The organism is Aeromonas sp. s5, from assembly GCF_040907865.1.
GTDB classification, from domain to species: domain Bacteria; phylum Pseudomonadota; class Gammaproteobacteria; order Enterobacterales; family Aeromonadaceae; genus Aeromonas; species Aeromonas dhakensis.
The window spans coordinates 270206-295741 of sequence record NZ_JBFOCO010000033.1 but is presented as its reverse complement, the minus strand read 5'-3'; the positions used below and the strand labels follow the sequence as shown (position 1 = coordinate 295741).

At 63.2% G+C, this 25536-nt stretch carries 25 protein-coding genes and 1 tRNA gene; 15 read left to right on the top strand and 11 right to left on the bottom strand.

The annotated features are described in order from the left end of the window. The 14 genes from AB5Y94_RS20675 to hypA all read left to right on the top strand — a co-directional run bounded on the left by AB5Y94_RS20675 (nucleotide 1) and on the right by hypA (nucleotide 14188). Nucleotides 1–954, top strand: coding sequence for a respiratory chain complex I subunit 1 family protein (locus AB5Y94_RS20675; protein ID WP_368206468.1), 954 nt, complete (start codon nucleotides 1–3; stop codon nucleotides 952–954). A gap of 80 nt (nucleotides 955–1034) precedes the next feature. Beyond that, nucleotides 1035–2753, top strand: a complete 1719-nt coding sequence (locus AB5Y94_RS20670) for an NADH-quinone oxidoreductase subunit C (protein ID WP_368206467.1) — start codon at nucleotides 1035–1037, stop codon at nucleotides 2751–2753. Nucleotides 2754–2762: 9 nt separating this feature from the next. Then, complete coding sequence (locus AB5Y94_RS20665; RefSeq protein ID WP_368206466.1) at nucleotides 2763–3341, top strand: formate hydrogenlyase complex iron-sulfur subunit; 579 nt, start codon at nucleotides 2763–2765, stop codon at nucleotides 3339–3341. Further along, complete coding sequence (locus AB5Y94_RS20660; protein ID WP_005301886.1) at nucleotides 3341–4156, top strand: NADH-quinone oxidoreductase subunit B family protein; 816 nt, start codon at nucleotides 3341–3343, stop codon at nucleotides 4154–4156. Before AB5Y94_RS20665 ends, AB5Y94_RS20660 begins: the two co-directional genes overlap by 1 nt. Continuing rightward, a complete protein-coding gene (locus AB5Y94_RS20655; RefSeq protein ID WP_017765848.1) occupies nucleotides 4149–4583 on the top strand; it encodes a formate hydrogenlyase maturation HycH family protein in 435 nt (144 codons plus the stop codon). The genes AB5Y94_RS20660 and AB5Y94_RS20655 overlap by 8 nt, the downstream gene beginning before the upstream one ends. Beyond that, entirely contained in the window at nucleotides 4583–5074 is a 492-nt protein-coding gene (hycI, locus tag AB5Y94_RS20650) for a hydrogenase maturation peptidase HycI (RefSeq protein WP_236342327.1), read from the top strand. Before AB5Y94_RS20655 ends, hycI begins: the two co-directional genes overlap by 1 nt. A gap of 213 nt (nucleotides 5075–5287) precedes the next feature. Beyond that, nucleotides 5288–5379, top strand: a tRNA-Sec gene (locus AB5Y94_RS20645). A gap of 268 nt (nucleotides 5380–5647) precedes the next feature. Further along, on the top strand, nucleotides 5648–7075 hold the full coding sequence (gene selA / locus AB5Y94_RS20640; protein ID WP_368206465.1) for an L-seryl-tRNA(Sec) selenium transferase: 1428 nt from the start codon (nucleotides 5648–5650) through the stop codon (nucleotides 7073–7075). 4 nt (nucleotides 7076–7079) lie between these two features. Beyond that, entirely contained in the window at nucleotides 7080–8993 is a 1914-nt protein-coding gene (gene selB / locus AB5Y94_RS20635) for a selenocysteine-specific translation elongation factor (protein WP_368206464.1), read from the top strand. After that, a complete protein-coding gene (hypF, locus tag AB5Y94_RS20630; RefSeq protein WP_368206463.1) occupies nucleotides 8990–11416 on the top strand; it encodes a carbamoyltransferase HypF in 2427 nt (808 codons plus the stop codon). Before selB ends, hypF begins: the two co-directional genes overlap by 4 nt. 5 nt (nucleotides 11417–11421) lie before the next feature. Then, nucleotides 11422–11673 carry a HypC/HybG/HupF family hydrogenase formation chaperone gene (locus AB5Y94_RS20625; RefSeq protein ID WP_040065728.1) on the top strand — a complete coding sequence of 84 codons (252 nt, stop codon included), beginning with the start codon at nucleotides 11422–11424 and terminating at the stop codon, nucleotides 11671–11673. Next, entirely contained in the window at nucleotides 11667–12779 is a 1113-nt protein-coding gene (gene hypD, locus AB5Y94_RS20620) for a hydrogenase formation protein HypD (RefSeq protein WP_368206462.1), read from the top strand. The genes AB5Y94_RS20625 and hypD overlap by 7 nt, the downstream gene beginning before the upstream one ends. After that, complete coding sequence (hypE, locus tag AB5Y94_RS20615) at nucleotides 12776–13780, top strand: hydrogenase expression/formation protein HypE (protein WP_368206461.1); 1005 nt, start codon at nucleotides 12776–12778, stop codon at nucleotides 13778–13780. The genes hypD and hypE overlap by 4 nt, the downstream gene beginning before the upstream one ends. Nucleotides 13781–13846: 66 nt before the next feature. Continuing rightward, nucleotides 13847–14188 (top strand): hydrogenase maturation nickel metallochaperone HypA, encoded by a 342-nt coding sequence (gene hypA, locus AB5Y94_RS20610; RefSeq protein WP_206220234.1) that lies wholly within the window; start codon nucleotides 13847–13849, stop codon nucleotides 14186–14188. Here the strand turns inward: hypA and AB5Y94_RS20605 are convergent. After that, nucleotides 14166–14540, bottom strand: a complete 375-nt coding sequence (locus AB5Y94_RS20605) for a hypothetical protein (RefSeq protein ID WP_368206703.1) — start codon at nucleotides 14538–14540, stop codon at nucleotides 14166–14168. The two genes, hypA and AB5Y94_RS20605, sit on opposite strands and share 23 nt — an antisense overlap. Between AB5Y94_RS20605 and hypB the strand changes: the two genes are divergently transcribed. Further along, a complete protein-coding gene (gene hypB / locus AB5Y94_RS20600) occupies nucleotides 14421–15269 on the top strand; it encodes a hydrogenase nickel incorporation protein HypB (protein ID WP_368206702.1) in 849 nt (282 codons plus the stop codon). The two genes, AB5Y94_RS20605 and hypB, sit on opposite strands and share 120 nt — an antisense overlap. Nucleotides 15270–15610: 341 nt before the next feature. Here the strand turns inward: hypB and AB5Y94_RS20595 are convergent, their stop codons facing one another. The 10 genes from AB5Y94_RS20595 to hybA form a co-directional block, all read right to left on the bottom strand. Next, nucleotides 15611–16252 (bottom strand): ATP-binding cassette domain-containing protein, encoded by a 642-nt coding sequence (locus tag AB5Y94_RS20595; RefSeq protein WP_368206460.1) that lies wholly within the window; start codon nucleotides 16250–16252, stop codon nucleotides 15611–15613. After that, entirely contained in the window at nucleotides 16252–17040 is a 789-nt protein-coding gene (locus AB5Y94_RS20590; RefSeq protein WP_368206459.1) for an ATP-binding cassette domain-containing protein, read from the bottom strand. Before AB5Y94_RS20590 ends, AB5Y94_RS20595 begins: the two co-directional genes overlap by 1 nt. Beyond that, nucleotides 17034–17852 carry an ABC transporter permease gene (locus tag AB5Y94_RS20585; RefSeq protein ID WP_368206458.1) on the bottom strand — a complete coding sequence of 273 codons (819 nt, stop codon included), beginning with the start codon at nucleotides 17850–17852 and terminating at the stop codon, nucleotides 17034–17036. Before AB5Y94_RS20585 ends, AB5Y94_RS20590 begins: the two co-directional genes overlap by 7 nt. Then, a complete protein-coding gene (locus AB5Y94_RS20580; protein ID WP_192897149.1) occupies nucleotides 17842–18819 on the bottom strand; it encodes an ABC transporter permease in 978 nt (325 codons plus the stop codon). Before AB5Y94_RS20580 ends, AB5Y94_RS20585 begins: the two co-directional genes overlap by 11 nt. Before the next feature lie 11 nt (nucleotides 18820–18830). Then, nucleotides 18831–20462, bottom strand: coding sequence for an ABC transporter substrate-binding protein (locus tag AB5Y94_RS20575; RefSeq protein WP_368206457.1), 1632 nt, complete (start codon nucleotides 20460–20462; stop codon nucleotides 18831–18833). Nucleotides 20463–20569: 107 nt separating this feature from the next. After that, a complete protein-coding gene (gene hybE, locus AB5Y94_RS20570) occupies nucleotides 20570–21118 on the bottom strand; it encodes a hydrogenase-2 assembly chaperone (RefSeq protein WP_368206456.1) in 549 nt (182 codons plus the stop codon). Next, on the bottom strand, nucleotides 21100–21630 hold the full coding sequence (locus AB5Y94_RS20565; protein ID WP_368206455.1) for a HyaD/HybD family hydrogenase maturation endopeptidase: 531 nt from the start codon (nucleotides 21628–21630) through the stop codon (nucleotides 21100–21102). Before AB5Y94_RS20565 ends, hybE begins: the two co-directional genes overlap by 19 nt. Next, a complete protein-coding gene (gene hybC, locus AB5Y94_RS20560) occupies nucleotides 21630–23333 on the bottom strand; it encodes a hydrogenase 2 large subunit (protein WP_368206454.1) in 1704 nt (567 codons plus the stop codon). The genes AB5Y94_RS20565 and hybC overlap by 1 nt, the downstream gene beginning before the upstream one ends. Then, the gene (gene hybB / locus AB5Y94_RS20555) at nucleotides 23330–24517 is read right to left on the bottom strand and encodes a Ni/Fe-hydrogenase cytochrome b subunit (protein WP_324005617.1); all 1188 of its coding nucleotides are present in this window, start codon (nucleotides 24515–24517) and stop codon (nucleotides 23330–23332) included. Before hybB ends, hybC begins: the two co-directional genes overlap by 4 nt. Then, nucleotides 24510–25535 (bottom strand): hydrogenase 2 operon protein HybA, encoded by a 1026-nt coding sequence (gene hybA, locus AB5Y94_RS20550; RefSeq protein ID WP_368206453.1) that lies wholly within the window; start codon nucleotides 25533–25535, stop codon nucleotides 24510–24512. The genes hybB and hybA overlap by 8 nt, the downstream gene beginning before the upstream one ends. Between the last annotated feature and the right edge of the window lies 1 nt (nucleotide 25536).

Sequence of the window (25536 nt, the reverse complement as noted above, 5' to 3'; positions counted from 1 at the left end):
ATGCCTGTTCTTGAAATGCCGAGCTGGGGCATGGTTGCCCTCGCCCTGACCCAGGCCATCGCCATGCTGGCGCTGGCGCCGCTCGCCACCGGTTTCAACCGGGTGCTGCGGGCCAAGATGCACTCCCGTCAAGGGCCGGGCCTGCTGCAGGATTACCGGGATATCGCCAAGCTCCTGCGCCGTCAGGAGGTGACCCCCGAGCCTGCCGGCATCCTCTTCAACCTGATGCCTGCGCTGCTCATTGCCGCCCTCTTGCTGGTAGGGATGGCGCTGCCGACCCTGACTCACGAGTCCCCCTTCCCCATCGCCGGGGATCTCATCACCGACATCTATCTGTTCGCCATCTTCCGCTTCTTCTTTTCGCTCTCGGGGCTCGACAGCGGCAGCATGTTTGCAGGGATCGGTGCCCGCCGCGAGCTGACCCTCGGCATTCTGGTGGAGCCCATTCTGGTGCTCGCCTGCTTCATCATGGCGATGATGGTGGGCAGCTCGGATCTGGGCAATATCAGCAGCTATGTAGCAACCCAGCCGCTGGCAGCGCCCATCGCCACCCTGCTAGCCGGCGCCGCCTGCGCCTTCGCGGTGTTTGTCGAGATGGGCAAGCTGCCCTTTGACTGCGCCGAAGCCGAGCAGGAGCTGCAGGAAGGGCCGCTCACCGAGTATTCCGGTGCGGGGCTGGCCCTGCTCAAGCTCTCCATCGGCCTCAAGCAACTGGTGGTGGTGCAGCTCTTTCTGGTGATTTTCCTCCCCTTCGGCAAGGCGGCCAACTGGAGTCTGCCTGCGCTCATCGGCGCGGCGCTGATCCTCGCCTGCAAGCTGCTGGTTGCCTTTTTGCTGGCCGGCATCATCGAAAACGCCATGGCCCGTACCCAGTTCGTGCGCACCCACAAGCTCACCCGCTACGGGTTGGGGCTGGCCCTGCTGGCGCTGCTCGCCTATCTGGTCGGGGTCTGAGCCATGCCCGCCAGCACAGCAACTTTTTCCGATTTCATCATTTGTGAATGCTCATTCCCGAACATTAAAGTGAGAACTGCATGACCATCGCCATTTCGGATCGCATCGGCTGCGACTACATCCAGCAGGTGCGAGCACAACTGCCCCACGCCATCGTCGACGAGGAGTGGCAAACCGCCGATCAGGCCACCATCACCGTCAAGCCCACCAGTCTGGTCGAGACCGCCAGCCTGATCTTCCACCAGCTGGGGGGCTGGCTTCCGCTCTCCTTTGCCAATGACGAGCGCAGCCTCAACGGCCACTTCGCCGTCTACCACGTCTTCTCCATGGAAGGTGATACCAAGTGCTGGATCACCGTCAAGGTGCTGGTGGATGCCGATACCCAGGAGTACCCCTCCATCACACCGACCATTCCGGCGGCGGTGTGGGGCGAGCGGGAGATCCGCGACATGTACGGCCTGCGCGCCATCGGCCTGCCGGACGAACGCCGTCTGGTGCTGCCGGATGACTGGCCGGAGGATATCCATCCGCTGCGCAAGGACGCCATGGATTACCGCCAGCGCCCTATGCCCACCACCGACACCGAGACCTACCCCTTCGTCAACGAGCTCGGCAGTGATGCCAACCGCATCGTGCCGGTCGGCCCGCTGCACATCACCTCGGACGAACCGGGCCACTTTCGTCTGTTCGTCGATGGCGAAGACATCATCGATGCCGACTACCGCCTCTTCTATGTCCATCGCGGCATGGAGAAGCTGGCCGAAACCCGCATGGGCTACAACGAAGTGGCGTTTCTGACCGACCGGGTCTGCGGCATCTGCGGCTTTACCCACAGCGTCGCCTACACCACCTCGGTGGAGAACGCCATGGGTATTCCGGTGCCCGAGCGGGCCAAGATGATCCGCGCCGTGCTGCTGGAGGTGGAGCGCCTGCACAGCCATATCCTCAACATCGGCCTGTCGAGCCACTTCACCGGTTTCGACACCGGCTTCATGCAGTTCTTCCGGGTGCGGGAGAAATCCATGACCCTGGCCGAGCTGCTGACCGGCGCCCGCAAGACCTATGGTCTCAACCTGATTGGCGGGGTACGCCGCGACATCTTCAAGGAAGATCGCATCAAGGGTGCCCAGCTGGTGCGGGAACTGCGTGATGAGCTCAAACCCTTGGTGGCCATGCTGCTGGATACCGCCAACATCTCCTCTCGCCTCATCGGTATCGGCAAGCTCGAGCCGCAGATTGCCCGTGATTTCAGCTGCGTCGGCCCCATGGTGCGGGCGAGCGGCTTCAAGCGCGACGTGCGCCGGGTCCACGACTTTGCCGGCTACCGCGAGCTGCCGATGGAGATCCAGACCAAGGCGGGTTGCGATGTGCAATCCCGGGTGCTGGTGCGGATCCACGAGCTTTACGACTCCCTCGACATGATTGAGTTTGGCCTTGAGCACCTGCCACAGGGGCCGCTGTTGACCGAAGGCTTCACCTACCAGCCGGGCAAGTTTGCGCTGGGCTTTACCGAGGCGCCCCGCGGCGAGAACGTCCACTGGAGCATGACCGGGGATAACCAGAAGCTGTTCCGCTGGCGCTGCCGCGCCGCCACCTACGCCAACTGGCCCGCCCTGCGCTACATGCTGCGCGGCAATACCGTGGCGGATGCGCCGCTCATCATCGGCAGTCTGGATCCCTGCTACTCCTGTACCGACCGGGTCACCCTGGTCGACCCCAGGAAGGGCAAATCCACCGTGGTCTCCTACAAGGAGATCGAGCGCTACGGCATCGATCGCAAAAACTCTCCGCTGAAATAAGGGGTCATCATGATCAAGCTGTTCAAGACCATCCTCAAGGCTGGCACCCCGACCGCCAAGTACCCCTTCGCCCCTATTGATGTGAACCGGGATTTTCGCGGCAAACCCAAATATCAGGCGGATCAGTGCATCGCCTGCGCCGCCTGCACCAAGGCCTGCCCGGCCAACGCGCTGGTGATGGAAGTGGACATGGAGACCGGCGAACGGCGCTGGGAGATCTCCATGGCGCGCTGCATCTTCTGCGGCCGCTGCGAGGAGGTTTGCCCGACCCGCGCCATCGCCCTCTCCCCCGAGTTCGAGCTGGCGGTGACCAACAAGGCCGATCTCTATGAGGAGGCCCGCTTCGCGCTGGCCCCCTGCACCCTGTGCGGCACCTACTTTGCCCCGAGCAAACTGGTGGCGCTGGTGGAGGACACTCTCAAGCAGGCGGGCACGCCGCTCACTCTCGATGCCAAGCCGCTTGCGCCGCCAGAGCGGCTGCACCACTGCCCCGACTGCAAACGAAAACAGAGCATGCTGAGCCAGCCTGACTCGGCCCTGATCACACCGATAGCCACACCGATGGCCGCACAACAGGAGTGGATGTGATGAGCAAGATCAAAGGCATAGAACCGGTTGTCGGCCATGCCCATACCCGCGCCGTGCCGCTGGCACAGGATCCCGAGATCACCAAACTCAAGAAGACCCTGCTCAAGGACATTCGCCGCTCGGCCTATGTCTACCGGGTCGATTGCGGCGGCTGCAACGCCTGCGAGATCGAGATCTTCGCCACCATCACCCCGCTGTTCGATGCCGAGCGTTTCGGTATCAAGGTGGTCGCCTCCCCCCGCCACGCCGACATCCTGCTCTTTACCGGCGCGGTGACCCGGGCGATGCGGGTACCGGCCCTGCGCGCCTACGAGGCGGCGCCCGATCCCAAGATCTGCATCGCCTACGGCGCCTGCGGCTGTGACGGCGGCATCTTCCACGACCTCTATTGCGTCTGGGGCGGCACCGACAAAATCGTACCGGTGGATGTCTATATTCCCGGCTGCCCTCCGACACCGGCAGCTACCATCTACGGCTTTGCCGTGGCGCTCGGTCTGCTGGAACAGAAACTCAAAGCCACCAGCCACGAGGTGCAACCGGGTGAGCGGGTCGAGCTGCGCCACACCGGCATCCCCAATGAAATTCGGGTGATGATCGAGCGCGAAGCGCGCCGCATGGCCGGTTACCGGCAGGGGCGGATCATCGCCGACGAGTTCATGGCCCTGCTCGAAGGGGCGACCCAGCAGGATGTGGATCTGCGCATCCAGAGCTACCTCGATCAGCACGACGATCCCCGCCTGGCGGAGATCGTCAACAACCTCGCAAACGCCTGCCTCAACCGGGCAGCCGGCAAGGGAGAGGCGGTGCATGGCTGACGAGGTTTTCTTCTATCGCCTGTCGCGCAAGTTCGTGGACGAGCAGTTCGACGTGCCCCCCGCCCCGGCAAAGGAGATGGAGCAGGCCAAGGAGGTGATGTACTACAGCCTCGCCATCGGCCACCACCTCGGCATCGTCGATTGCCTGCGAGCAGACCTGGTCTGCTCGCTGACCGGTTATCGCGACTGGGTAGCCAAGCTGCCAGAGGGGAGCGAGGCGCGCCGCAAGATGGAGGGGTTTCTCACCTTTGGCGAGATCACCATCTATCGCGAGCACTGCCATATGCTGGCCTGCGCCTTCGACCGACTGCGCAAAGCCGACAACGTGCTCGATGAGCAGGAGCTGGGCTGGACCAACACCTTTATGGATCAGCTCACCGCCCTCTTTAACGACCCCCATATGTACCTGATGGTAAGGAGCCGCTGATGGGCTGCAATCTCGTGTTGACCGTGGGCAATGCCATGATGGGGGACGACGGTGCCGGTCCCTATCTCGCCGACAAGCTGCAGGCCGCCCCCCTGCCCGGCTGGATCCATATCGACGGCGGCATCGCGCCGGAAAATGTGGTCTACAAGGTGCGGGAGCTGCAACCTGAGCGGGTAGTGCTGGTGGATGCCGCCGAGATCGGCGAGAAGGCGGGTACCCTGCAGGTGATCCCCCCCGAGACCATCGCCGAGATGTTTATCTTCTCGACCCACAATATGCCGCTCAATTTCCTGATCGACGAGCTCAAGACCTTTGTCCCCGAGGTGATCTTTGTCGGGGTACAACCGGCCATCGTAGCGTTCTCCTTCCCGATGACCGAGATGGTGAGCGAGGCGATGGATTATCTTTATCAGCACCTTGATGCCGCCAAAGATACCGACTTGTTAATAGAGAAACTGGATCAGTGGAATATTGCCAACGCCAAGCGGTGATTATTTATAGAGTTGTTAACGACCGTTATTGATCAACGATTTCGGCAATGTGATCGAGGCCCGATGTTAAATTAAAAACATCGGACTAATTGTGCTGAACTTGATATAAAACAAGGTTCTTTGAATTTTTCAAAAAATCGCTAACCCTCGATTTTTTATGACAAAAAAAGCGTTGCCAGTCACAGAAATTTGCCACAAAATGGTGGCCACTGCGGAAGCTGATGGGGTCTGGTGGCCTCCTCGGTCTTCAAAACCGATGAGAGCCGAGAAGGCTTTGGCAGGTTCGATTCCTGCCTCTTCCGCCAAATTTCATATATTGGAGAGAAACCGTCAATTATGTTTCAGGCTGGTTGACGACTGTTTCACACATTGTTCTAACAAGGCGCCTGCCGCATTGCCAATATAATCTGAATGCGCTCCGACCACCTTATTTATCTGCTCGAACATTAATTTATCCATTCGCCTTTTTTATTAATTCATGAATGGTGGACAGCAGCAAACAAGCAGCGTCGAAGCGGCCTTCCCCGGCAAGGCGGCGTGCATGTCACTCCCACGCACAGCCCGGGTCATCCCATGCCAACTCCGTCTGACGTATCCTCCCTCGCCCCCAGCGCCTCTTATGCCGCAATTCCAGCAAATCAGCGTCGCTTGCCACAAGTGGAACAGCTGCTGCAGCAACCTTTTCTCGCAGGGTTTATCGAGGCGCTGAGCCGCCCGCTGGTGACCCAGGCGGTGCGCGACACCCTGAGCGAGCTGCGCCAGAGCGAAGATTTTCGCCAGCACGGCGTCGCCCCCGAGCAGATCGAGGCGCTGATAGCCAAACGCTGCCAGCAGCTGCTGCGCCAGCGTCAGACCCGGGTGATCAACGCCACCGGCACCCTGGTGCATACAAATCTGGGACGCTCGCCGTTAAGTCACGAGCTGTGGGACGAGGTGCGCGACCTCAACACCGGTTACAACAATCTGGAGCTGGATCTCGCCACCGGCAAGCGCGGCGGGCGCAAGGGGCTGATCGCCACTTTGCTTACCTGCCTCACCCAGGCCGAGGATTCGCTGGTGGTCAACAACAACGCCGCCTCCCTCTTTTTGCTGCTGCAGGAGGTGGCCAAGGGGCGCGAGGTGATCGTCTCGCGCGGCGAGCAGATCCAGATTGGCGGCGGCTTTCGCATCCCCGACATTCTGGCCCTCTCCGGCGCCAAGCTGGTGGAGGTGGGCACCACCAATATCACCACCGCCAAAGACTACCTCGATGCCATCACCGATCAGACTGCGCTGGTACTGATGGTGCACAGATCCAATTTTGCCATTCGCGGTTTTACCGAATCCCCCGATATCGGCGAGCTGGCCAGCGCCCTGCCCGAGCAGGTGGTGCTGGCAGTGGATCAGGGCTCGGGCTTGACCACCGAGGAGTTTGCACCGGACGAAACTTCGGTGCGCCAGTACATCAAGGCGGGGGCGGATCTGGTCTGCTACTCCGGCGACAAGCTGATGGGCGGGCCCCAGTGCGGCATCATCAGCGGCCGTGCGGACCTTATCAAGCGGTTGGAAAAACACCCCATGATGCGCACCTTCCGCCCGAGCCGCATCATCCACTCCCTGCTCGAACGTCTGCTCATCCACAAGCTCAACAAGTCCCCCCTCGGCGAGGGCATCGCCCAACGGACTTTGAGCAACCCGGCCGCCATGCAAGCGAGAGCCTCCCAGCTGATGGCCGCCCTGCCCGGCTGCTTTGTGCCGGTCCCCGCCCAGCTGGTGGTGGGCGGCGGCACCTTGCCGGACGAGTTCTACCCGGCCCCTGCGCTCGCGTGCACCGACCCGCGTCCGGCCCAGCAGTTGCTCGATGCCCTGCGCGAACTGCCGGTGCCGGTCATCGCCACCGTGCGCCAGCAGAAGGTGCTGCTCAATATGGCCACCCTGCTCGACGAGGACATGGAGCTGCTGATCGCCCAGCTTAAGCAACTGCTGCTACCCACCCCGATCACTGCGAGCCAGGAGCCTTGATCCCATGACTTCCTATCGCGCCGTTATCGGCCTTGCCGGTCACGTGGATCACGGCAAGACCTTGCTTATCAAGGCTCTCACCGGCATCACCACCGCCCGCGCCCACGAGCAGGCCATCGGCATGACCCAGGATCTCGGCTTTGCCCACTTCGACGACGGTCAGGGCAACACCATAGGCGTCATCGACGTGCCCGGCCACGAGCGCTATATCCGCAATATGGTGGCGGGGCTCTGGAGTCTGGATCTGGTGCTGCTGGTGATTGCCGTCGACGAGGGGTGGATGCCGATGACTGGCGATCACCTGCGCTTGCTCAAGGCGATGGGGGTGCCGCGCCTCTTGGTCTGCATCAACAAGTGCGATCTGGTAACGCCCGACGAGCTGGAACTCCTTGAAGAGAGCCTGCTGGAGCGGGTGATGGACGAGAGCGGCATGGTGCCCGACATCGTCAGCGTCAGCGCCAAAACCGGCGAGAATATGGCCGCTCTGCACGCCGCCATCGTGCGCCAGTTGGGGGATATGGCCGAGCATCATGCCCCCCGCGAGCAGGCCGCCCCGCGCCTCTATGTAGACCGCGTCTTTACCGCCAACGGCACAGGTACCGTGCTCACCGGCACCCTGCAGCAGGGCAGCCTCAAGGTGGGAGACAAGCTGCGCCTCTACCCTGCCGATCGGGAAGTGCAGGTGCGCTCCCTGCAGGCCTATCACCAGAGCGTCGACGAGATTGGCGCCGTCTGCCGGGTAGCGGTGGGCCTTAAAAAGGTGCCCCACAAGGAGGTGGCCCGCGGCCACTGCCTCACCAGCGCTGCCGGCCAGTGCGAGGCGGCCACCCACCTTATCGTGCGGCTCTGCGAGGTCGGCGGCAGCATCCGGGAACAGCGCAACCGCGAAGTGGAAGTGGCCCTCGGCAGCTGGCATGGCCGGGCCCGTTGTGTGCCGATAAAAGAGGCACATATAAAAGAGCTGCCCATCAAGGATACCCGGCTGGCACGGCTGATCTTTGCCAGCCCCATCCCCTGCTTCTTCGGTCAGCCGCTCGCCATCATTCGCCACGGCAGCAGCGAACTGCTGCACGGCGCCCGCATCGTCTGGTGCGGCGACATCCACCCCGCCAGACGCAAGACGCTGCACGCCCTGCTGGGCGAGCTGCCAGATGAGCTCGAGCACTACAACCCGGCCACCCTGCAACTGGGGCTCAATGGCTATGTACTGGCCAGCCGCTTTGACCAGCAGCCCGAGCAGGTCATCCCCCTCGGTGAGTGGCTGCTGGATAGCTGCTGGCTGGCTCAGAGCCGCGATCAGCTGCTTGCGACGCTGCAAAGTGAACCGCTTAGCGCTGCAGAGCTCACGACCCGCCTTGGCATCGCCCTGCCGGTCACGCAAGCCCTGCTCCAGCAGCTCAAGAGCGAGCAGCTTGTTCGCCTGCACCATGACAAGTGGCAGCAGGGCAGCGGCGAGTCGGAAGATGATTTGGGGGAAGAGGCACAGCTGGTGCTCAAGGTGGTGCGAGATCAAGGCAAGGAGGGTTATGAGCCCGGTAAACTGGGCCCCGGCGGCGTGGCGCTGGATCCCTTTATCACCCGCAAGTTGCCCGCGGCCCTGCAGCAGGGCTTGCTACAAAAAGGCGCGTTGCAAAAGCAGTTGCGCAATCTGGCGCGACTCAAGTATCTGGTGCAGCTCGATGGCCCCATCTACTACGACGCCGAGCTTTACAACCAGATGGTCGCCGCCGTGCTGGCGGGCCAGCAGGTGGGAGATCTGATCGACATGGCATCCCTCAAGGAGATCACCGGTTTGTCGCGCAAATACGCCATTCCGTTCTGCCTGCGAATGGAGATGGATGGCTGGGTACGACGCGAGGAGAACGAGCGCCGGGTGCTGCGTTTGCCGCAGACTCAAGATGAGATGGAGCCGGCATGAGCGCCACCATTGCCACCTCTATCTCTCCGAGTCATGCGGCCAACCGGCTACGCCGCGAGTTTCATATCGACGGTATCGTGCAGGGGGTCGGCTTTCGCCCCTTCGTCTATGGACTGGCGCTGCGCCACAGCCTTGCCGGTTATGTGTTGAACGATGCCAACGGCGTCACCATTGGCGCCGAAGGATCGCCTGAGCAGCTCACAGCCTTTGCCCGCGAACTGCGGGAACTGGCGCCGCCGCTCAGCCGAATTGATCATTTCAGCGAGCGGGAGCTGCCCCTCACTCATGATCCCGACTTTGATGGCCAATTTCGAATTAAAGCGAGCCAGCAGCAGAGCGCGGCCACGGTCGCCATCTCGCCGGATCAGGGGATGTGCGAGGCGTGCGCCACGGATGTGGCCAACCCCGCAGATCGCCACCACCACTACCCCTTTACCAACTGCACCCACTGCGGCCCGCGCTACACAATCATCCGCCGCCTCCCCTACGACCGCCCCCATACCGCCATGGCGGGCTTTGCCATGTGCCCGCGCTGCGCGGCTGCCTATGAAAACCCGCTGGACAGACGCTACCACGCCCAACCGGTGAGCTGCCCCGAGTGCGGGCCGCATCTGACCTGGCGCAGCAGCCGCGGCGATGCCCTGGCCGAGCGCGAGGGTGCGCTGCAAGCAGCAGCAAGCGCTCTGCAAGCGGGGGCGCTGATTGCGGTCAAGGGGATGGGGGGTTATCACCTGATCTGTGATGCCCGCGATGAAGGCTCCGTGGCACGGCTTCGCCAGCTCAAGCGGCGCGAACGCAAGCCCCTGGCGGTGATGATGGGCTCCCTTGCCGAGGCCAAATTGCATGTCACCGGCTGCGAGGCAGAGTGGAAGCTGCTCGCCTCTCAGGCCAGACCCATTACCCTGCTGCGCAAGCGCAAAAACGATGATCGGCTCTCAGAATCGCAGCAACCTGCGGCCCCGCTGGCCGAGGGGATTGCCCCCGGCATCCCCTACCTTGGGGTCATGCTCCCCTATACCCCGCTCCATCAGCTGCTGCTGGATGCCTGCGCCATGCCGCTGGTGGCCACCAGTGCCAATGGTCGCGGCAGCCCGATCCTTATCGAGTGCGAGGCTGTGGTCAGGGAGCTCGGGGGCGAGATTGACGGCATCCTGGATCACAACCGCCCCATCCTGCACCCCTGCGACGACAGTCTGGTGCAGTGGGCGGGCGGGCGACGCCAGACGTTGCGCCTCGCCCGGGGCTATGCCCCCTGCACTCCCAGCCTGAAAGAGGCGGTCCAGGTGCCGCTCTTGGCAGTCGGGGCGCAGCAGAAGAACCAGCTGGCGCTCGCCTTCGGCCGCCAGCGCATCTACAGCTCCTATATCGGCGATCTGCACAGCCTGCCGATGCAGGGCCACTTCGAACAGACCCTGGCGACCTTTCGCGATCTCTACGATCTCAAGCCCCAGTTGCTGGTCTCGGACTGCCACCCCGGCTATCTCAGCCACCAGTGGGCCAAGGGCTATTGCCGCGATCACCATGCCACCCATCTCGAGGTGCAGCACCATCACGCCCACCTGCTTGGGGTGATGGCCGAGCACAGCATCACAGGCCCGGTGCTGGGGGTTGCCTTCGACGGCACCGGCCTTGGGGATGATGGCACCCTCTGGGGCGGCGAGCTGCTGCTGGCAGACGTTCAGGGCTTCGAGCGCGTTTCCCACCTCAGGCCTTTCAAGCTTGTCGGCGGCGAGGCGGCGATTCGCGAACCGGTGCGCCAACTGCTGGGGCTGCTGTTTGAATCGCACAGTCCTGAGCAGATCAGCGCCCTCGATATTCCGGCGATCAAGCAACTGCCCGCTGAGCGGATCAGCAACCTGCACCAGCTCTGGCAGCTGGGTCGCAACGCCCCCCGTACCAGTTCCATCGGTCGGCTGTTCGATGCGGTGGCGGCGCTCTTGGGAGTGATCGACACCCCCGATTACGAAGGCGAGGCAGGGCTCCTGCTGGAGGCGGCCGCCTTGCAGCTGACCCCCGATGAAGTGCCCTTCCCCCTTGCCTTTGATCTCGGCCAATCAGCGGAAGGGCCACTGCAGATCCAGTGGGCAGAGCTAATCAGTACTCTTGTCAGCGAGCGGCGCAAAGGCACCGCCACCGCCAGCCTGGCCGCCGGTTTTATCCGCGCCATCAGCAATCTGGTGGTTGCCCTTGCTGAGCGCTTCCCCGGCTATCCGGTGGCGCTCGGGGGCGGCGTCTTTCAAAACAGGGTGCTGATGGATCAGCTGGTACCCGCACTCGAAGCAGCCGGTCGGCAGGTATTGACCAGCGAAACCCTGCCGCTCAATGACGGTGGCATCGCCGCCGGTCAGCTCTGGTTTGCCATCCACCATCTTGCCACGCACCAGCCTGCCACAGCCGGTTGTGCCACCTTGTCGGAGTCCTGAAATCCATGTGTCTATCCATCCCCTCTCAGGTGGTGCAGCTGCACCCCGAAGATAACTGCGTCACCGTCGACACCCTGGGGGTGCAGCGGCGCGTCAGCTGCATGCTGCTCGAAGAGCCTCTCCAGGTGGGCGACTATGTGCTGCTCCATATCGGCTTTGTGATGAGCAAGATTGACGAAGAGGAGGCGCAGGCCAGCCTGGAGAGCTTCCGCCAGATGGTGGCCCTGATGCCCAAACAGGATATTTTGCCATGCTGACCTTGAATGATCTCTTTCAGGGCTTTCGTCAGCCCGAGGTGATCCGCGCCCTCGCTGCGCAAATTAATGAACTCGCCAACGATCTGCCCGAGCCGCTGCGGGTGATGGAGGTGTGCGGCGGCCATACCCACACCATCATGAAGTACGGCCTGCACCAGTTGCTGCCGGCCAGCATCGAGTTTGTCCACGGTCCCGGCTGCCCGGTCTGCATCATGCCGAAAGAACGCATCGATCAGGCCATCGAGCTGGCGAGCCAGCCCAGCGTCATTCTGGTCACCCTGGGTGACATGATCCGGGTGCCGGGCTCCAAAGGTACGCTGGCCCAGCAGCGCGCCAAGGGGAGCGATATCCGCCCGGTCTATGACCCCCTCGATGCCCTGCGTATCGCCCGTGAGAACCCGGAGAAAACCGTGGTCTTCTTCGCCATCGGTTTCGAGACCTCTACCCCGATGACAGCGGCGCTGCTGGCTGCCGCTGAAGCTGAGGGGGTCGAGAACCTCTTGTTTCATATCAACCATGTGCTGGTGCCGCCCGCCATTCATGCGGTGATGGCCGACGGGGTGGCCAAGGTGAACGCCTTTATCGGCCCCTCCCACGTCAGTGTCATCACAGGTGCCGATATCTACCTTCCCATCGTCGATCGCTATCAGGTGCCTGTGGTGGTGAGCGGTTTCGAGCCGGTGGATGTGATGGAGGCGCTCTTGATGATGGTGCGCCAGAAGGTGGAGGGTCGCTACGCGCTGGAGGTGCAGTACAGCCGCGCCGTCACCGCCAGCGGCAATAGAGCCGCCCAGCGGCTGGTTGAGCGCTTTTTCGAGACCCGCGAGCACTTTCGCTGGCGGGGCCTTGGGGATATCAATGCCTCCGCCCTGCGCCTGCGCGATGCGTTTGCCAGGCGCGATGCGGAGCGCCACTTTGCGCTCAATCAGACTCCCATCGATGACCACAAGGCGTGCCAGTGCGCCGATATCCTGCGCGGCCTGGCCAAGCCAAACCAGTGCAAAGTCTTTGGCCGGGGCTGCACCCCGACCCAGCCCATGGGCAGCTGCATGGTCAGCTCCGAAGGGGCCTGCAATGCCTACTACCGATATATGGGGATCCAATGAGAGAAATTCAGTTAAGCCACGGCGGCGGCGGTGTCGAGATGAACCAGCTGATCAATCAGCTCTTCTTTCGCCATTTTGGCAACGAGATCCTGCTGCGCGGTGAAGATGCCGCCCTGCTGCCGGTAGAGGGCCCCGTCGCCTTCACCACCGACAGCTTTACCGTCTCGCCGCTCTTCTTCGAGGGGGGCGATATCGGCAAGCTGGCCATCGCCGGTACGGTCAATGATCTCGCCATGATGGGGGCCAAGCCCGAGTATCTGAGCGCCAGCTTTATCATCGAGGAGGGGTTCCCCTACGCCGATCTCGCCCGCATCGTCGAGTCGATGGCGGCGGAGCTTGCCAAGAGCGGCGCCCGCATCGTCTGCGGCGACACCAAGGTGGTGCCCAAGGGGGCAGCCGACAAGATCTTTATCAATACCAGCGGGGTCGGCACCTTCCCGCTGCCCGAACAGAGCCGGGGCATATCGGTACGGAGCCTCAAGGCCGGTGACGCCATTCTGGTGTCGCGGGATATCGGCAGCCACGGCGCCTGTATCCTGATGGCCCGTGACGCCCTGCAACTGGGATCCGCTCTCAAGAGCGACTGCACCACCCTCTGGCCGCAGGTAGAAGCGCTCCTGCAGGCCGGCATTACCCCCCACGCCCTGCGCGATGCCACCCGCGGTGGCCTCGCCGCCGTGCTCAACGAGTGGAGCAGCGCCTCCGGCGTTGCCATCGAGCTGGAGGAGTCCGCCATTCCGGTGTGCGATCCGGTGCGGGGCCTGTGCGAGCTATACGGCTTCGAGCCCCATGATCTCGCCAACGAGGGAACCATGGTGCTGGCTCTGCCTGCCGAACAGGCGCAGGACACACTGGGCATCTTGCGGCAATTCAACCCCGCCGCCAGCCAGATCGGCGTGGTGCAGGCGAGCGATCGCCACAAGGTGATCCTCAACAACCCCTGGGGTAGCCGCCGTTATCTGGAGCTGCCGCAAGGGGAGCTGCTGCCGCGGATCTGTTGAGCGGCCATACCGTTCGGTCAATTACAGGGAGGAGTCACTCCTCCCCATATCGGTTAAGGAGCCACCATGCACGAAATGTCTCTGGCCATGGCCGCCATCGATCTGGCGGCCGAACAGGCCACCCAGCGGGGCTTTAACAAGGTGACCGCCCTCTGGCTCGAGGTCGGCAGCTTCTCCTGCGTCGACCCGGACACCATTGCCTTCTGTTTCGAGGCTGCCGCCAAGGGCACCGCCGTCGAAGGGGCCCAGCTGCACTTTCAGCACCAGGCGGCAGAGGCCTGGTGTTACGACTGCAACCAGACGGTCACCCTCACCGAGCGCGGGCAAGCCTGCCCCGGGTGTGGCGGATACAAATTACGAGTCGCGCAAGGGAACAGCCTGCGCATCACCGACATCGAGGTAAGTTGATATGTGTAGCGTATGCGGATGCGGCCAGGCGCGGATCGCCGGCCATGAAGATGATCACGACCATGAACACGCTCATGAACACCACCATCACCATGAGCACGACCATCATCATGCTCATGACGCCCATCACCATCATGATCACGAGCAGAGCGCACCACGCACCCTGATCATTCACCACCACTATCACCATCAGGGGGATGTCCATCACCACTACCACGGGGTACGGGCTCCCATAAGCCACGAGGGGCATGATCACTCTAATGAGCACCACCATGATCACCCCCACGACCATCATCATGAACATGCCCACTCTCATGACCACGGCCATTCCCACGCGCATCCCCATGACCATGACCATGACCATGACCATGACCATCAGCAGGATGATCTGCACTACGGCAAAGGGGAAGCGGGATTATCGGTGCCCGGCATGGGACAGCGCCAGCTGATCGCCATCGAGATGGATGTGCTGGCCAAGAACAATGCACTGGCGGCCCACAACCGCGAACACTTCACTGCCGCAGAGCAACTGGTGCTCAACCTGGTGTCGAGCCCGGGTTCAGGCAAGACCACTTTGCTGTGCGAAACCCTGCGCCAGCTGGCCGACAAGCGCCCCTGCGCCGTGATCGAAGGGGATCAACAGACAAGCAGTGATGCGGATCGCATCCGTGCCACCGGCGTCCCTGCCGTGCAGATCAACACCGGCAAGGGCTGCCATCTGGATGCCAAAATGGTCCACGATGCCTGCCACCAGCTGCCCGCCAATCCCGGGGGCATCCTATTTATCGAGAACGTGGGCAATCTGGTCTGCCCCGCCAGCTTCGATCTCGGCGAGAAGTACAAGGTGGCGATCCTCTCCGTCACCGAGGGGGAAGAGAAGCCGCTGAAATACCCGGACATGTTCGCCGCCGCCCAGCTGATGGTGATCAACAAGATCGATCTGCTGCCCTACGTCAGCTTTGACGTGGCCCGCTGCATCGAGAACGCCAAACGGGTCAACCCCTATATCCAGGTGATCCAGGTCAGCGCCACCACAGGCGAAGGGATGGATGCCTGGCTTAACTGGCTGGCCAGTGCTTGAAATCAACCGGTTAAACGCCGCTGATAACGGTAGAAAACAAGAGAGGGAGGCTGATGCCTCCCTCTCTTTTATCTGCGAACCTTGCCAGCCGTTCTATCTGCACCAAATGGCCAGCCTCTCACACTCGCGTCCCCTCACCCTGGCCCTCTCCCCAGGGAGAGGGAACCGGTTTGTGGGTGCCGCGACTCCCTCAAACCCCTCAGGGGGCTTCAAGCATAACAACCAGCCATATTCTTAAACCCCGAGATTTTCCAAACCCTAACCCCGGGCGGGTGAGATGGCGCCGTCTGCCCCCTTCTCCCCTTGCGGGAGAAGGGCTGGGGATGAGGGGGAACTAACCCTCAGGCCGCATTTTCAGCCAATACACCAGTCACGGGCTGCATCTCACCAAAGCGCAGCACCCGATGGCAGATCTGGCGCAGCAGTGCATGCTGGTGACTGAATATCACCATGCCTAGCCCGCGCTGCTCGCACTCCATCATCAACTCCTGCCAGAGCTGGCGCTGAATTTGCGGGTCCAGCTGGGCAGTCACCTCATCGGCAATCAGCAACCGGGTGCGGGGATCCAGGGCGCGCAGCAACGCGATGCGGGCCAGCTCGCCACCGGAGAGCTGACCGGGTTTACGGCCAAGCCATTCAGGCTTGACCATAAAGCGGGCCAGCATGGCGTCATCGGGGCGCCATACATCCCACAGCGCCTGCCCGGTGGTGCGATAGGGATTGAAGGTGAGCTCCGGGTGCTGGGGCACCAGCTGGATGGGGTTATAACCTTTTACCTGTGCAGGCACAGGCTGCCCATCCAGCAGGATCTGCCCGCCAGCCCGAACCGGTTGCCAACCGGCCAATACCCGCCCCAGGGTGGTCTTGCCATGGCCGCTCGGCGCAGAGATGCCGAGCCGCTCGCCCGCCTTCACCGTCAGTGACAACCCCTGCCAGAGGGGGCGTGCCCCCTGGGCGATGGTGAGATCCCGTACTTCCAGCATCAGGACACCTCCGGCACAGAGAAGAGCGAATTGAACTCCGGCAACGCCTGCCAGTGGGCACGGAGCATCTCGCTCCCCTGCCCCTGGCGCAGATGGTGGCAGCTCAGGGTGTCGCTCACCTGGCCCTGATGCAGCGCCACGATGCGATCGGCAAAGCGGGCCGCCAACGCCAAATCGTGGGTGACCCAGAGGATGCCGCTGCCCTGATTGGTCAATTCACGCAACTGAGTGAGCAGCTGGCAGGCCAACCCCTCGTCGAGCCAGGCGGTGATCTCGTCCGCCAGAATGTAGCGGGCGCCGCCAAGGGCCGCGGTGCAGGCCAGAATGCGCTTGGCCATGCCGCCGGAGAGCTGGCGCGGATAGCGGTCCAGAGTGGCGGCGGGCAGCTGGTAGCGCAACAGCTGCTCGCCGAGCCGATCGCGAGAACCGCTCTGGCCGCAGAGGCGCGCCGCCCGGCCCAGCTGGCGCTCCACCGTCAGCAACGGATTGAGGGCGCTCACCCCCTGCGGCACATAGCAGAGGGTGTGGCCGCGCAAACGGGCCCGGCTGGCATCGCACAGAGGCGTGCCATCGAGAGAGATGGTGCCGCGCATGCGCAGGTTGTCCGGCAGCAGGGTCAGGGCGCTTTGCAGCAGCAGGCTCTTGCCCTCACCGCTCCCCCCCACCAGCGCGACGATTTCGCCGGGCGCCAATTGCAGGCTGATATCGGTCAGCAGCGGCCGCCAGCTGCGCCGTCCCAGCCAGGAGTAGTGGGCCGCCTCTATGGTCACCTGGTCAAAACTCAGCATGTATCTCCCCCAAACCCAAACCAGAGTTGTTGCAGGGCGCGAGTGGCCTGATCAAACAGTAAAACCAAGGTCAGCAGCATCAGCCCAGGGAAGAGGGCCAGCCACCAGCCGCCGCCGGCCAGATAGCGCAGGGCATCGGCCAGCAGCAGACCCAGCGAGGCTTCGTGGGCCGCCAGCCCAAAGCCGAGAAAGCTCAGCGCCGCGCTGTGCAGCACCGCGTGGGGAAACATCAGCAAGGTGCCGATAAACCACTGGGGCAACAGCCCAGGCAGCAGGTGGGTACGCCAGCGGCGCAGCGCCCCCATCCCCTGACAGCGCGCCAGCACCACGTAGTCGCTGCTGGCGATCCGCCGCGCCTCGGCGCAGAGAATGAGCGCCAGCTTGGGCCAGTGGGTGAGCGCCACCGCCAGGATCACCCCGCGCATGCCACCCCCTGCGGTAAAGCAGATGAGGATCAGCAGCAGCATATGGGGCAGCGCCAGCATGGCATCGATCACCAGGCGCACCACCGTATCGCACCTGGGATGAATGAGCGAGAGGCTGGCCGCCACCATGGCCAGCAGGCCACTGCAGAGAGCCGTGCTGATGCCAAGTTCCAGACTGGTGAGAGTCCCCTGAAAGGCCCGCAGCCAGAGATCCCGCCCCATCTGGTCGGTCCCGAACCAGTGGGTCAGCGAGGGGGGCTGCTGGCGGGCCAGCAGATCCATCGGCACATCCTGATGAGAGAGGCTCCAACCATAGCTGGCCAGCAGCAGCAGGCAGATCAGCGCAAAACCCAGACGCAGCAAGGAGGGGAGCGGATTAAACAGCATGCACACCCTCCCAGCCGCGGTTGATGCGGGCCAGCAGCACCCGAGCCGCCGTGTTGCCCAAAAAGACCAGCAGGGTGCAGAAGAGCACGATTCCCATCAGCAGGGGGATGTCTCCCCTGAGCCCCGCATCCACGGTGGCCTGGCCGAGCCCCGGATAAGAGAAAACCTTCTCTGCCAAGAGCGATCCGCCAATCAGCTCACCGAGGGAGGCAAACTGCAGACAGATGGCCGGGGTCAGGGCGTGGCGCAGCACGTGAAAGCGCAGCATAGGCCAGCCGCCATCCCCCTGGGCGCGGGCGTAGCGGATAAAATCGCTCGCCAGCACCTCGGCCACCCGCTCCCGGGTGTGCAGGGCGATATTGCCAAGCCCCAGCAACGCCAGTGTGGTCACTGGCAGCAGAAGATGGCGCGCCCGCAATGCCCAATCCGCCTCATCTGCAGAGAGGCCTGGCGTCCAGGCGCAGCAGACCGGCAGCAGCGGCCAGTGCACCGCAAACAGGGCGAGCAGCAAGAGGCCGACCCAGAAGGTGGGCAAGGAGGCAAGCAGATAAGCAAAGCGGCAAATCAGGCGATCGGGCCAGCGGTTGAGATAGCGACCGGCGCAGAGGCCCAGCAAAATGCCGAAAAAGCCGGAGAGCAGCCAGGCGCCCGCCAGCAGCAGGAAGGAGGCGGCAAAGCGCTGGCCAATCACCTCGCTCACCGGCGCGTTGTAGAGCATGGAGTAACCGAGATCCCCTTGCAGCACCTGGCTAAACCAGTGCCAGTAACGCAGCCAGAGCGGCTGATCCAGCCCCCAGCGGGCGGCGATGCGGGCGTACTGTTCCGGCGGCACATGGAGCAGATCGTTGCCGATATAGGCCTTGATGGGATCGATGGGGGAGTAGCTCAGCAGCACAAAGGTGGCGACAGAGACCAGACACAAGAGCCCTGCCAGACGCAGCAGGGCTTTGAGTGTTGCAGTCATCATGGTGGACGAACTTAACGGCACGTCCACCGCCAATCCTGCAGGTTGTTGAGCAAAGACCAGCTACCGTGGATTTCCGGCGCCCCCTTGCCAAGGTCGATGCAGCGGTTGGCCAGATAAGTGTGCTGCACGTTGAGCAGCCAGGCCCAGGCTGCATCCCCCTGCACTCCGGCGCCACGCTTGCCATCCCACTCCACCTGCTGCCAGAACGGCACGGCCGCCTGCCAGTTCGGGGCATCCAGCGCCTGCTTGAGGTAGCCATCCACCACAGGGTTGCTGTAATAGCCCGGGTTGTAGAACTCCACGCCGGCGGAACCGCTCTGGTAGTGGTGATAGAGCTCCATGGGATCCAGACTCCCCCACCCCATCAGCACCGGGTTGGCGTGCATCTCGCGCTCCACCTGCTCCCAACTGCCGGACTTGAGGCTCACCTCGAGGCCGGTGGGTTTGAGCATGGCCCGCACCGCTTCCGCCAGATCCCGGCGGGTGCTGTCACCGCTGGTGTACCAGAGGGTAAAGGCGGCGCGCAGGTCGCCCTTGTGGCGAATGCCGTCGCTCCCCATCTTCCAGCCTGCCTCGTCGAGCAGGGCGTTGGCGTGAGCCGCATCGCCATCCTTGAAGGCAGTGGCTTTGTTTAGCCAGGGCAGGCCCTCTACCGCGCTGTAGGCGGGGATGGCGTGCCCCTCCAGCAGCTGATCGGCCAGCAGCTGGCGGTCGATGGCGTAGTTGATGGCGCGGCGCACCGCCACGTCAGACGTCACGTCGTTGCCGATGGGATAACCCTTGGCATCCTTGCCACCCGCCGGCGGAATGGGGAAGACGATGCCGCGGTTCTCCACGCTCGGCCGCACCCACAGCTTGAGGGAGGCAGGCACGGTAGGCGCCAGCGACGGGGCGATGCGCACCAGGTCGAGCTGGCTGCTCTGGGCGGCGGCGTAGGCGCTCTCTTCATCGATAAAGACAAACACCAGCCGTTTGAAGTCATTGCTGCCGCCGGCGTAATGGGGGTTGGCCTCCACCACCAGCTGCTGGCCGGGCAGGAAGCTCACCAGCCGGTAGGGGCCGGCGCCGACCGGATGGCGGGCGTAAGCTTTTGCGTCGTAATCCTTCTTCGACACTATCCCCAAGGATCCCAGCACGTTGACGAAGGTGCTCTGGGGGGCGCTTAAGGTGATGGCAACCTCGGTGGGCGAGAGCACCTTGGCCGAGACAAAGTTGCCCATGTCGATCTTGCCGCCACCCTGGGCTGCGCTGTTGTAGGTAAAGGCGACGTCTTCGGCGGTGAGCGGCGCGCCGTTGGAGAACTTCAGATCCGGCTTGAGGCGGATAAGCCACCCCTTGCCATCCTGGTTCGGAGTCACCGCCTGGGTGAGCACATTCTGCCAGCTGAGGTCGGCGTTTTGCTTGAGCAGCGGACTGTGCAGCAGCAGGTAGCTGCCGTGGCTCCAGCCAAGCAGCGGGTCAAACCCTTCGGTGGGCTCACTGCCGATGGCGAGCTTGAGTTCGGCGGGGACGGGCTGGGCAGCCAGCGCCATGGAAGAGAAACCGCCCGAAAGCAGGGCCAGCAAGGCTGCCGCGGTGACAGAGAGGCCTTTGCGGCGGGTGGTGTTGCTGCCTGAGTGGCAGCCAAAGCATTGAATGGTCATAAGATCCCTTGTTCGTTTTACCACTCACTACCCAAAAAACAGGGGCACGACAGAAGCGAGTGAGGGGCCAAAACGGCCCCTATTCTAAACCTGATTGCAGATGAGACCTAGCGCTGGGTGTCGCCCACAGGGTCGCCGCGCCGGCCGCTGAACAGGCGGCGCCGGCTCAAGTTCACGCCGCCCTCCCCCTGCTGCACCGGAAGCGAAAGCAGCATCTTGAGGGTGCTGCTCACCAGCGTGCGCCCCTCGTCGGCCCCCAGATGCGGGTCGATGGGGGACATGAGCGAGCAGGCCAGCAACTGCCCCGTCTCGGGCAATGCCCCCACCATAAAGGTCAGGTTGCCGTAGGGGAGCTGCAGGGCGAGCCGATCGCTACTGCTGCGCACCGGCCAAAGCTGATCCGGCCCCGGCAGCACCACCACGCTCAACATCCAAGGGGTGAGCACGCAGCCGAGCCACTGACCTTCAAACAGGGTGCACTCGGCGACTATGGGCATGGCCGGGTGATAGAAGGGCAACGCCTGCATCTCTTGCTGCGCGATCCGCTCGTACTGGGCAACCAGGCGCGGGGCAGGGTTTGCGGCAAAACCGCTAAACTCCTGCGCCGGCTCTTTCACGGCTTCGTTTGCTGCCTCATTCACAATGGATTGCGCCATACGCCCTCCCGCACTCGCTCGGCCTTCTCCTGCTCAGAGAGCGGGATGGCCGGAGCCCCCAGACTGGCCAGCAGGGTCAAAATCCGATCCGTCGCCTCCCCCAACGCCGCCGCCACCACCGGAGTGAGGCCGATGCGAGGCTCGAGGGATTCGGGCTCGACCCCGATCAGGGTGAGCCGCCTGGGGGATTCCCCCGTCATGTGCAGCGCCGAGAGCACGTCCGCCAGCCCCAGCTGATGGGGGGAGATCTTGCGACCGAACAGGGTCGGGATCTCCTCATCTTTCAGGGTCACCACGGTACCCGGTGGATTGCCGCTGCGCACCGCGTCCGCCAGAATGATGTGATCGCGACTTGCCATCGCTTCGAGCAGCTCCATGCCGGCAGTGCCGCCGTCAAGCAGCTCGATGCCGGGGGCGAAGCGGTAGTCGCGCTCCAGCCCCTCGACGATGCGCACGCCGACGGCCTCATCGCTCAACAGCAGGTTGCCCACGCCCAGGATCAGGGTGTTCATCACAGCACCTTCACCTGAGTCACGTCGCCGCTCTGGGTATCCACCACGTGCACTGCGCAGGACATGCAGGGGTCGAACGAGTGGACTGTGCGCACTACTTCCAGCGGCTTGGCGGGATCCGCCACCGGGGTGCCCACCAGCGATTGCTCGTAGGGGCCGGGTTCGTCGTTGAAGTTGCGCGGGCCCGAGTTCCAGGTCGATGGCACCACCGCCTGATAGTTCTCGATCTTGCCGCCCTTGATGACTACCCAGTGGGAGAGCATGCCGCGCGGCGCCTCTTCAAAGCCCACCCCGCGAAACTCCTTGTCCGCCGGGATCTCGGTCTTGATGTATGCGCTGAAATCCCCCTTGCCGATGTTGTCCACCAACGCCTTCCACTGATGAGATAGGGTGTCTTTCAGCACACAGCAGCGCACCGCCCGGCCGATGATGCGGCCCAGGGTGGAGTGCAACTGTTCAGTCTTGATGGCTGAACCGGTGAGCGTCTTGTAGAGACCGTTCAGCTGATCGAAGTGCGCCACCGTCTCCGGGTGCTTGGCGGCGAGCTTGACCAACAAGTCGGCAAGCGGCCCCACCTCCACCACCTTGCCGTAGAAGGTGGGGGATTTGACCCAGGAGTACTTGCCGTCATCCTGCCAGCCGGTGTAATCGGGCTCGGTCTTGCCCTCCCAGGGTTTGAGGGGGGCGTCATCCTTGTACCAGGCGTGCTTGTTGCTCTCGGCGATGCCGTCCATCAGCCAGGCATCCTGATGGCTCTCGATGGGACGATAGCCGGCCAGATCGCCGTTCTCGATGTAGCCACCGGGCATCAGGAAGCTGCCGCCGTCACCGTCGGTGGGCAGCTCAGGCACGCTCAGGTAGTGCCTGGCCCCCTGCCCCAGGTTCAGCCACTCGGGGTAGTGGGCGGCTATGATGGCGGCATCCACCTTGTAGACCTGCTCGATGAACTCGCCGAGCCGGTCGATAAAGCTCTTCACATAGAGCAGCCGCTCCAGGTTGAGCACACTCGGCGCATCCAGGTTGATGGGGTTGGCCACCCCGCCCACCGCCAGGTTCTGGATGTGGGGAGTCTTGCCACCGAGGATGGCGACGATGCGGTTGGCATCGCGCTGGCATTCCAGCGCCTGCAGATAGTGGGCCACGGCGATGAGGTTTACCTCCGGGCTCAGCTTCATCGCCTTGTGACCCCAGTAGCCGTTGGCGAAGATGCCGAGCTGGCCGCTCGCCACCAGGGCGCGGATCTTGTCCTGTACCTTGGTCAGCTCGTCGGCGCTGTTGAGGGACCAGGTCGATACCCCCTTGAGCAGGTCGGCCGCTTTTTGCGGATTGGCCTCAAGGGCGGCGGTGATGTCCACCCAGTCCAGTGCGGAGAGCTGATAGAAGTGGACGATGTGATCGTGGATGTTGTGGGCCGCGATGATGAGGTTGCGGATGTACTGGGCGTTGACCGGCACCTTGGCGCCGATGGCGTTCTCCACCGCCCGCACCGAGGCGATGGCGTGAATGGAGGTGCACACCCCGCAGATGCGCTGCACTATCATCCAGGCATCGCGCGGGTCGTTGCCCTTGACGATCTCCTCCATCCCGCGCCACATGGTGCCGGACGACCAGGCCTTGGTGACGACGCCGCCTTCGATTTCACAGTCGATACGCAGGTGACCCTCGATGCGGGTGATGGGGTCTATGGTGATACGTTGGCTCATACGTTGGCTTTCCCTCGGGCCTGATAATCTTGGTGAACACGTTCAAGTGATGGCAGTACCGGCAGCAGCCGGATCAGCAGCAAATAGGCACACACCTCGATGGCGACGAAGCCCAGGGAGATCAGCACTTCCGCCGCGGAGGGGAAGTAGTGGTAGCCATTGCCGGGGTTGAAGGCGAGCAGGGAGTAGTCCAGTCGCCAGAGGGCGGCGCCCAGCAGCATGCTGAGGGCCCCCAGGAACAACATGCGCGAATCGCGGCGGCTCTTGTCCCAGTGGAACACCAGCAGCGGGAAGATCATCAGCGCGATCTCGCTCCAGAACATCAAGGCGTAGCGATCCCACTGGGAGAGGTACTCCGACTTGTCGTTGATGACGATCTCGGCAAAGCGCAGCGCCACGAACAGGATCAGGAAGATGTCGATCACCTGGGTCAGCTTGTAGAACAGCGGCTTCTCGTTGGGGCCGCGCCCCGCCAGCCCCGCCTGCACCAGAGAGCCTTCAAACACCACGATGGAGAAGCCCATGATGAAGGCGGTCAGAAGCGAGAAGACCGGCAGCAGCTCGTAGCTTTGCCAGAGCGGATGGATCTTCTCCCCCGCCACTATCATCAGGGATCCCATGGAGGATTGGTGCATGGTGGGCAGCAGGGCCCCCAGCGCCAGGATGAAGAACATGATCTTGTTGATCCGCGCAAGGGAGACCTTCCAGCCGAACTTCTCCATCAGCACGGGGGCAAACTCCAGCGCCATCACCCCGATGTAGATGGTCATGCAGACCGCCGTCTCGAACAGCACCGAGGAGGTGTTGAAGAAACCCGGAATGTAGAAGTAAGGCAGGTTCCAGTAACGGCCGACGTCGATGGTGATGGAGAGGCCGCCCAGCGAATAGCCGAACAGGCTCGCCAGCAGGGCCGGTCGCACCAGGGGGTGATACTCGCCCCGGTTGAAGACGTAGACCGCCCAGGCCAGCGCCCAGCCGCCGCAGGCGAAACCGGTGCCGATCAGTAGATCGAACGAGATCCAGAGCCCCCAGGGATAGCCGCCGTTCAGATCGGTGACCGAGCCCAGCCCGAAGATGAGGCGTTTGAGGATCAGCATGCCGCACAGGATGACGAAGGGCGCCAGCACCATGACCGGCCAGCTGACCAGCCTGCCCCCCAGCGGATGTGCCTTGTGATTACTCATGATCCTTGCCTCCCGATTGCTTGTCATGACCCGCGTGCGAGTCATGATCGTCGCCATCCTGATGGTCCTTGGTGTTGCGGCGAATGAGCACCGAGAGCCCGGTCAGCACCACCAGCGGCAGCACCATCCCCTTGTAGAGGGTGTGCTGGATGTGCTCGGAGCGCGCCCCGGAGGAGAGCTCCGGCAAGTCAGGCATGTCGAGCTTGGTGTAGGGCACCCCGGCCAGCACCAGCACCTGGGTGCCGCCCCCCTCCTTCTCGCCATAGACGTAAGGCTGGTAGTTGGGCACTTCATGCAGGTAGGGATCGTTGGCGCTGAAGGTCTGGCGCGGGTAGGCATATTCGCTGCCCGGGGTGGCCAGCAGCCGGCACTTGGCCTCGGCCATCAGCGCCTCGCGGGTGCCGAAGATGACGGCGCCGGTGGGGCACACCTCGACGCAGCCGGGCAATTTGCCCTGATCGATGCGTTCAAGCCCTTTCTGGTTGCAGAGCTCGCACTTGTGGATCGCCCCGAACGGGTTGTCGTAGTCATATTTGGGCACATCGAACGGGCAGCCCACCATGCAGTAGCGGCAGCCGGTGCAGACGTCCGGGTCATAGTGGACGATGCCGGTCTTGGGATCCTTGGTCAGCGCCTGCACCGGGCAGACGGAGACACAGTTGGGATCGACGCAGTGCATGCACTGCTTCTTGATGTAGGCGTAGCCATCCACCAGTTGATCCTTGTGCTCGCCCGCGCCGCTCTTCCACACCTGAATGATGTTGTTGGTGTAGGGGCTCAGCTTGTCGTTGTTGGACCAGGTCGCTTCCCCGGCCGGATTGGCCGGGTTGCCGTTGAGGCGCTGGCACTCCGCCACACAGGCCTGACAGCCGATGCAGAGGGTGGAGTCGTAGAGCATGCCGAGCGCGCCGGGAATGGGCGGCTTGTTCTCGGCCGCCGCCAAGGCAGTGCCGGAGACGGTGGTGCCCGCCGCCAGCGCACCGACGGAGGCGAATTTGAGGAAGTTGCGTCTGTTCACG

What these genes read in the sequence shown, in the direction of transcription:
- AB5Y94_RS20675 (WP_368206468.1), top strand. Translation starts at nt 1, where the DNA reads ATGCCTGTTCTTGAAATGCCGAGCTGGGGCATGGTTGCCCTCGCCCTG.
- AB5Y94_RS20670 (WP_368206467.1), top strand. Translation starts at nt 1,035, where the DNA reads ATGACCATCGCCATTTCGGATCGCATCGGCTGCGACTACATCCAGCAG.
- AB5Y94_RS20665 (WP_368206466.1), top strand. Translation starts at nt 2,763, where the DNA reads ATGATCAAGCTGTTCAAGACCATCCTCAAGGCTGGCACCCCGACCGCC.
- AB5Y94_RS20660 (WP_005301886.1), top strand. Translation starts at nt 3,341, where the DNA reads ATGAGCAAGATCAAAGGCATAGAACCGGTTGTCGGCCATGCCCATACC.
- AB5Y94_RS20655 (WP_017765848.1), top strand. Translation starts at nt 4,149, where the DNA reads ATGGCTGACGAGGTTTTCTTCTATCGCCTGTCGCGCAAGTTCGTGGAC.
- hycI (WP_236342327.1), top strand. Translation starts at nt 4,583, where the DNA reads ATGGGCTGCAATCTCGTGTTGACCGTGGGCAATGCCATGATGGGGGAC.
- selA (WP_368206465.1), top strand. Translation starts at nt 5,648, where the DNA reads ATGCCAACTCCGTCTGACGTATCCTCCCTCGCCCCCAGCGCCTCTTAT.
- selB (WP_368206464.1), top strand. Translation starts at nt 7,080, where the DNA reads ATGACTTCCTATCGCGCCGTTATCGGCCTTGCCGGTCACGTGGATCAC.
- hypF (WP_368206463.1), top strand. Translation starts at nt 8,990, where the DNA reads ATGAGCGCCACCATTGCCACCTCTATCTCTCCGAGTCATGCGGCCAAC.
- AB5Y94_RS20625 (WP_040065728.1), top strand. Translation starts at nt 11,422, where the DNA reads ATGTGTCTATCCATCCCCTCTCAGGTGGTGCAGCTGCACCCCGAAGAT.
- hypD (WP_368206462.1), top strand. Translation starts at nt 11,667, where the DNA reads ATGCTGACCTTGAATGATCTCTTTCAGGGCTTTCGTCAGCCCGAGGTG.
- hypE (WP_368206461.1), top strand. Translation starts at nt 12,776, where the DNA reads ATGAGAGAAATTCAGTTAAGCCACGGCGGCGGCGGTGTCGAGATGAAC.
- hypA (WP_206220234.1), top strand. Translation starts at nt 13,847, where the DNA reads ATGCACGAAATGTCTCTGGCCATGGCCGCCATCGATCTGGCGGCCGAA.
- AB5Y94_RS20605 (WP_368206703.1), bottom strand. Translation starts at nt 14,540, where the DNA reads ATGGTCATGGGGATGCGCGTGGGAATGGCCGTGGTCATGAGAGTGGGC.
- AB5Y94_RS20595 (WP_368206460.1), bottom strand. Translation starts at nt 16,252, where the DNA reads ATGCTGGAAGTACGGGATCTCACCATCGCCCAGGGGGCACGCCCCCTC.
- AB5Y94_RS20590 (WP_368206459.1), bottom strand. Translation starts at nt 17,040, where the DNA reads ATGCTGAGTTTTGACCAGGTGACCATAGAGGCGGCCCACTACTCCTGG.
- AB5Y94_RS20585 (WP_368206458.1), bottom strand. Translation starts at nt 17,852, where the DNA reads ATGCTGTTTAATCCGCTCCCCTCCTTGCTGCGTCTGGGTTTTGCGCTG.
- AB5Y94_RS20580 (WP_192897149.1), bottom strand. Translation starts at nt 18,819, where the DNA reads ATGATGACTGCAACACTCAAAGCCCTGCTGCGTCTGGCAGGGCTCTTG.
- AB5Y94_RS20575 (WP_368206457.1), bottom strand. Translation starts at nt 20,462, where the DNA reads ATGACCATTCAATGCTTTGGCTGCCACTCAGGCAGCAACACCACCCGC.
- hybE (WP_368206456.1), bottom strand. Translation starts at nt 21,118, where the DNA reads ATGGCGCAATCCATTGTGAATGAGGCAGCAAACGAAGCCGTGAAAGAG.
- AB5Y94_RS20565 (WP_368206455.1), bottom strand. Translation starts at nt 21,630, where the DNA reads ATGAACACCCTGATCCTGGGCGTGGGCAACCTGCTGTTGAGCGATGAG.
- hybC (WP_368206454.1), bottom strand. Translation starts at nt 23,333, where the DNA reads ATGAGCCAACGTATCACCATAGACCCCATCACCCGCATCGAGGGTCAC.
- hybB (WP_324005617.1), bottom strand. Translation starts at nt 24,517, where the DNA reads ATGAGTAATCACAAGGCACATCCGCTGGGGGGCAGGCTGGTCAGCTGG.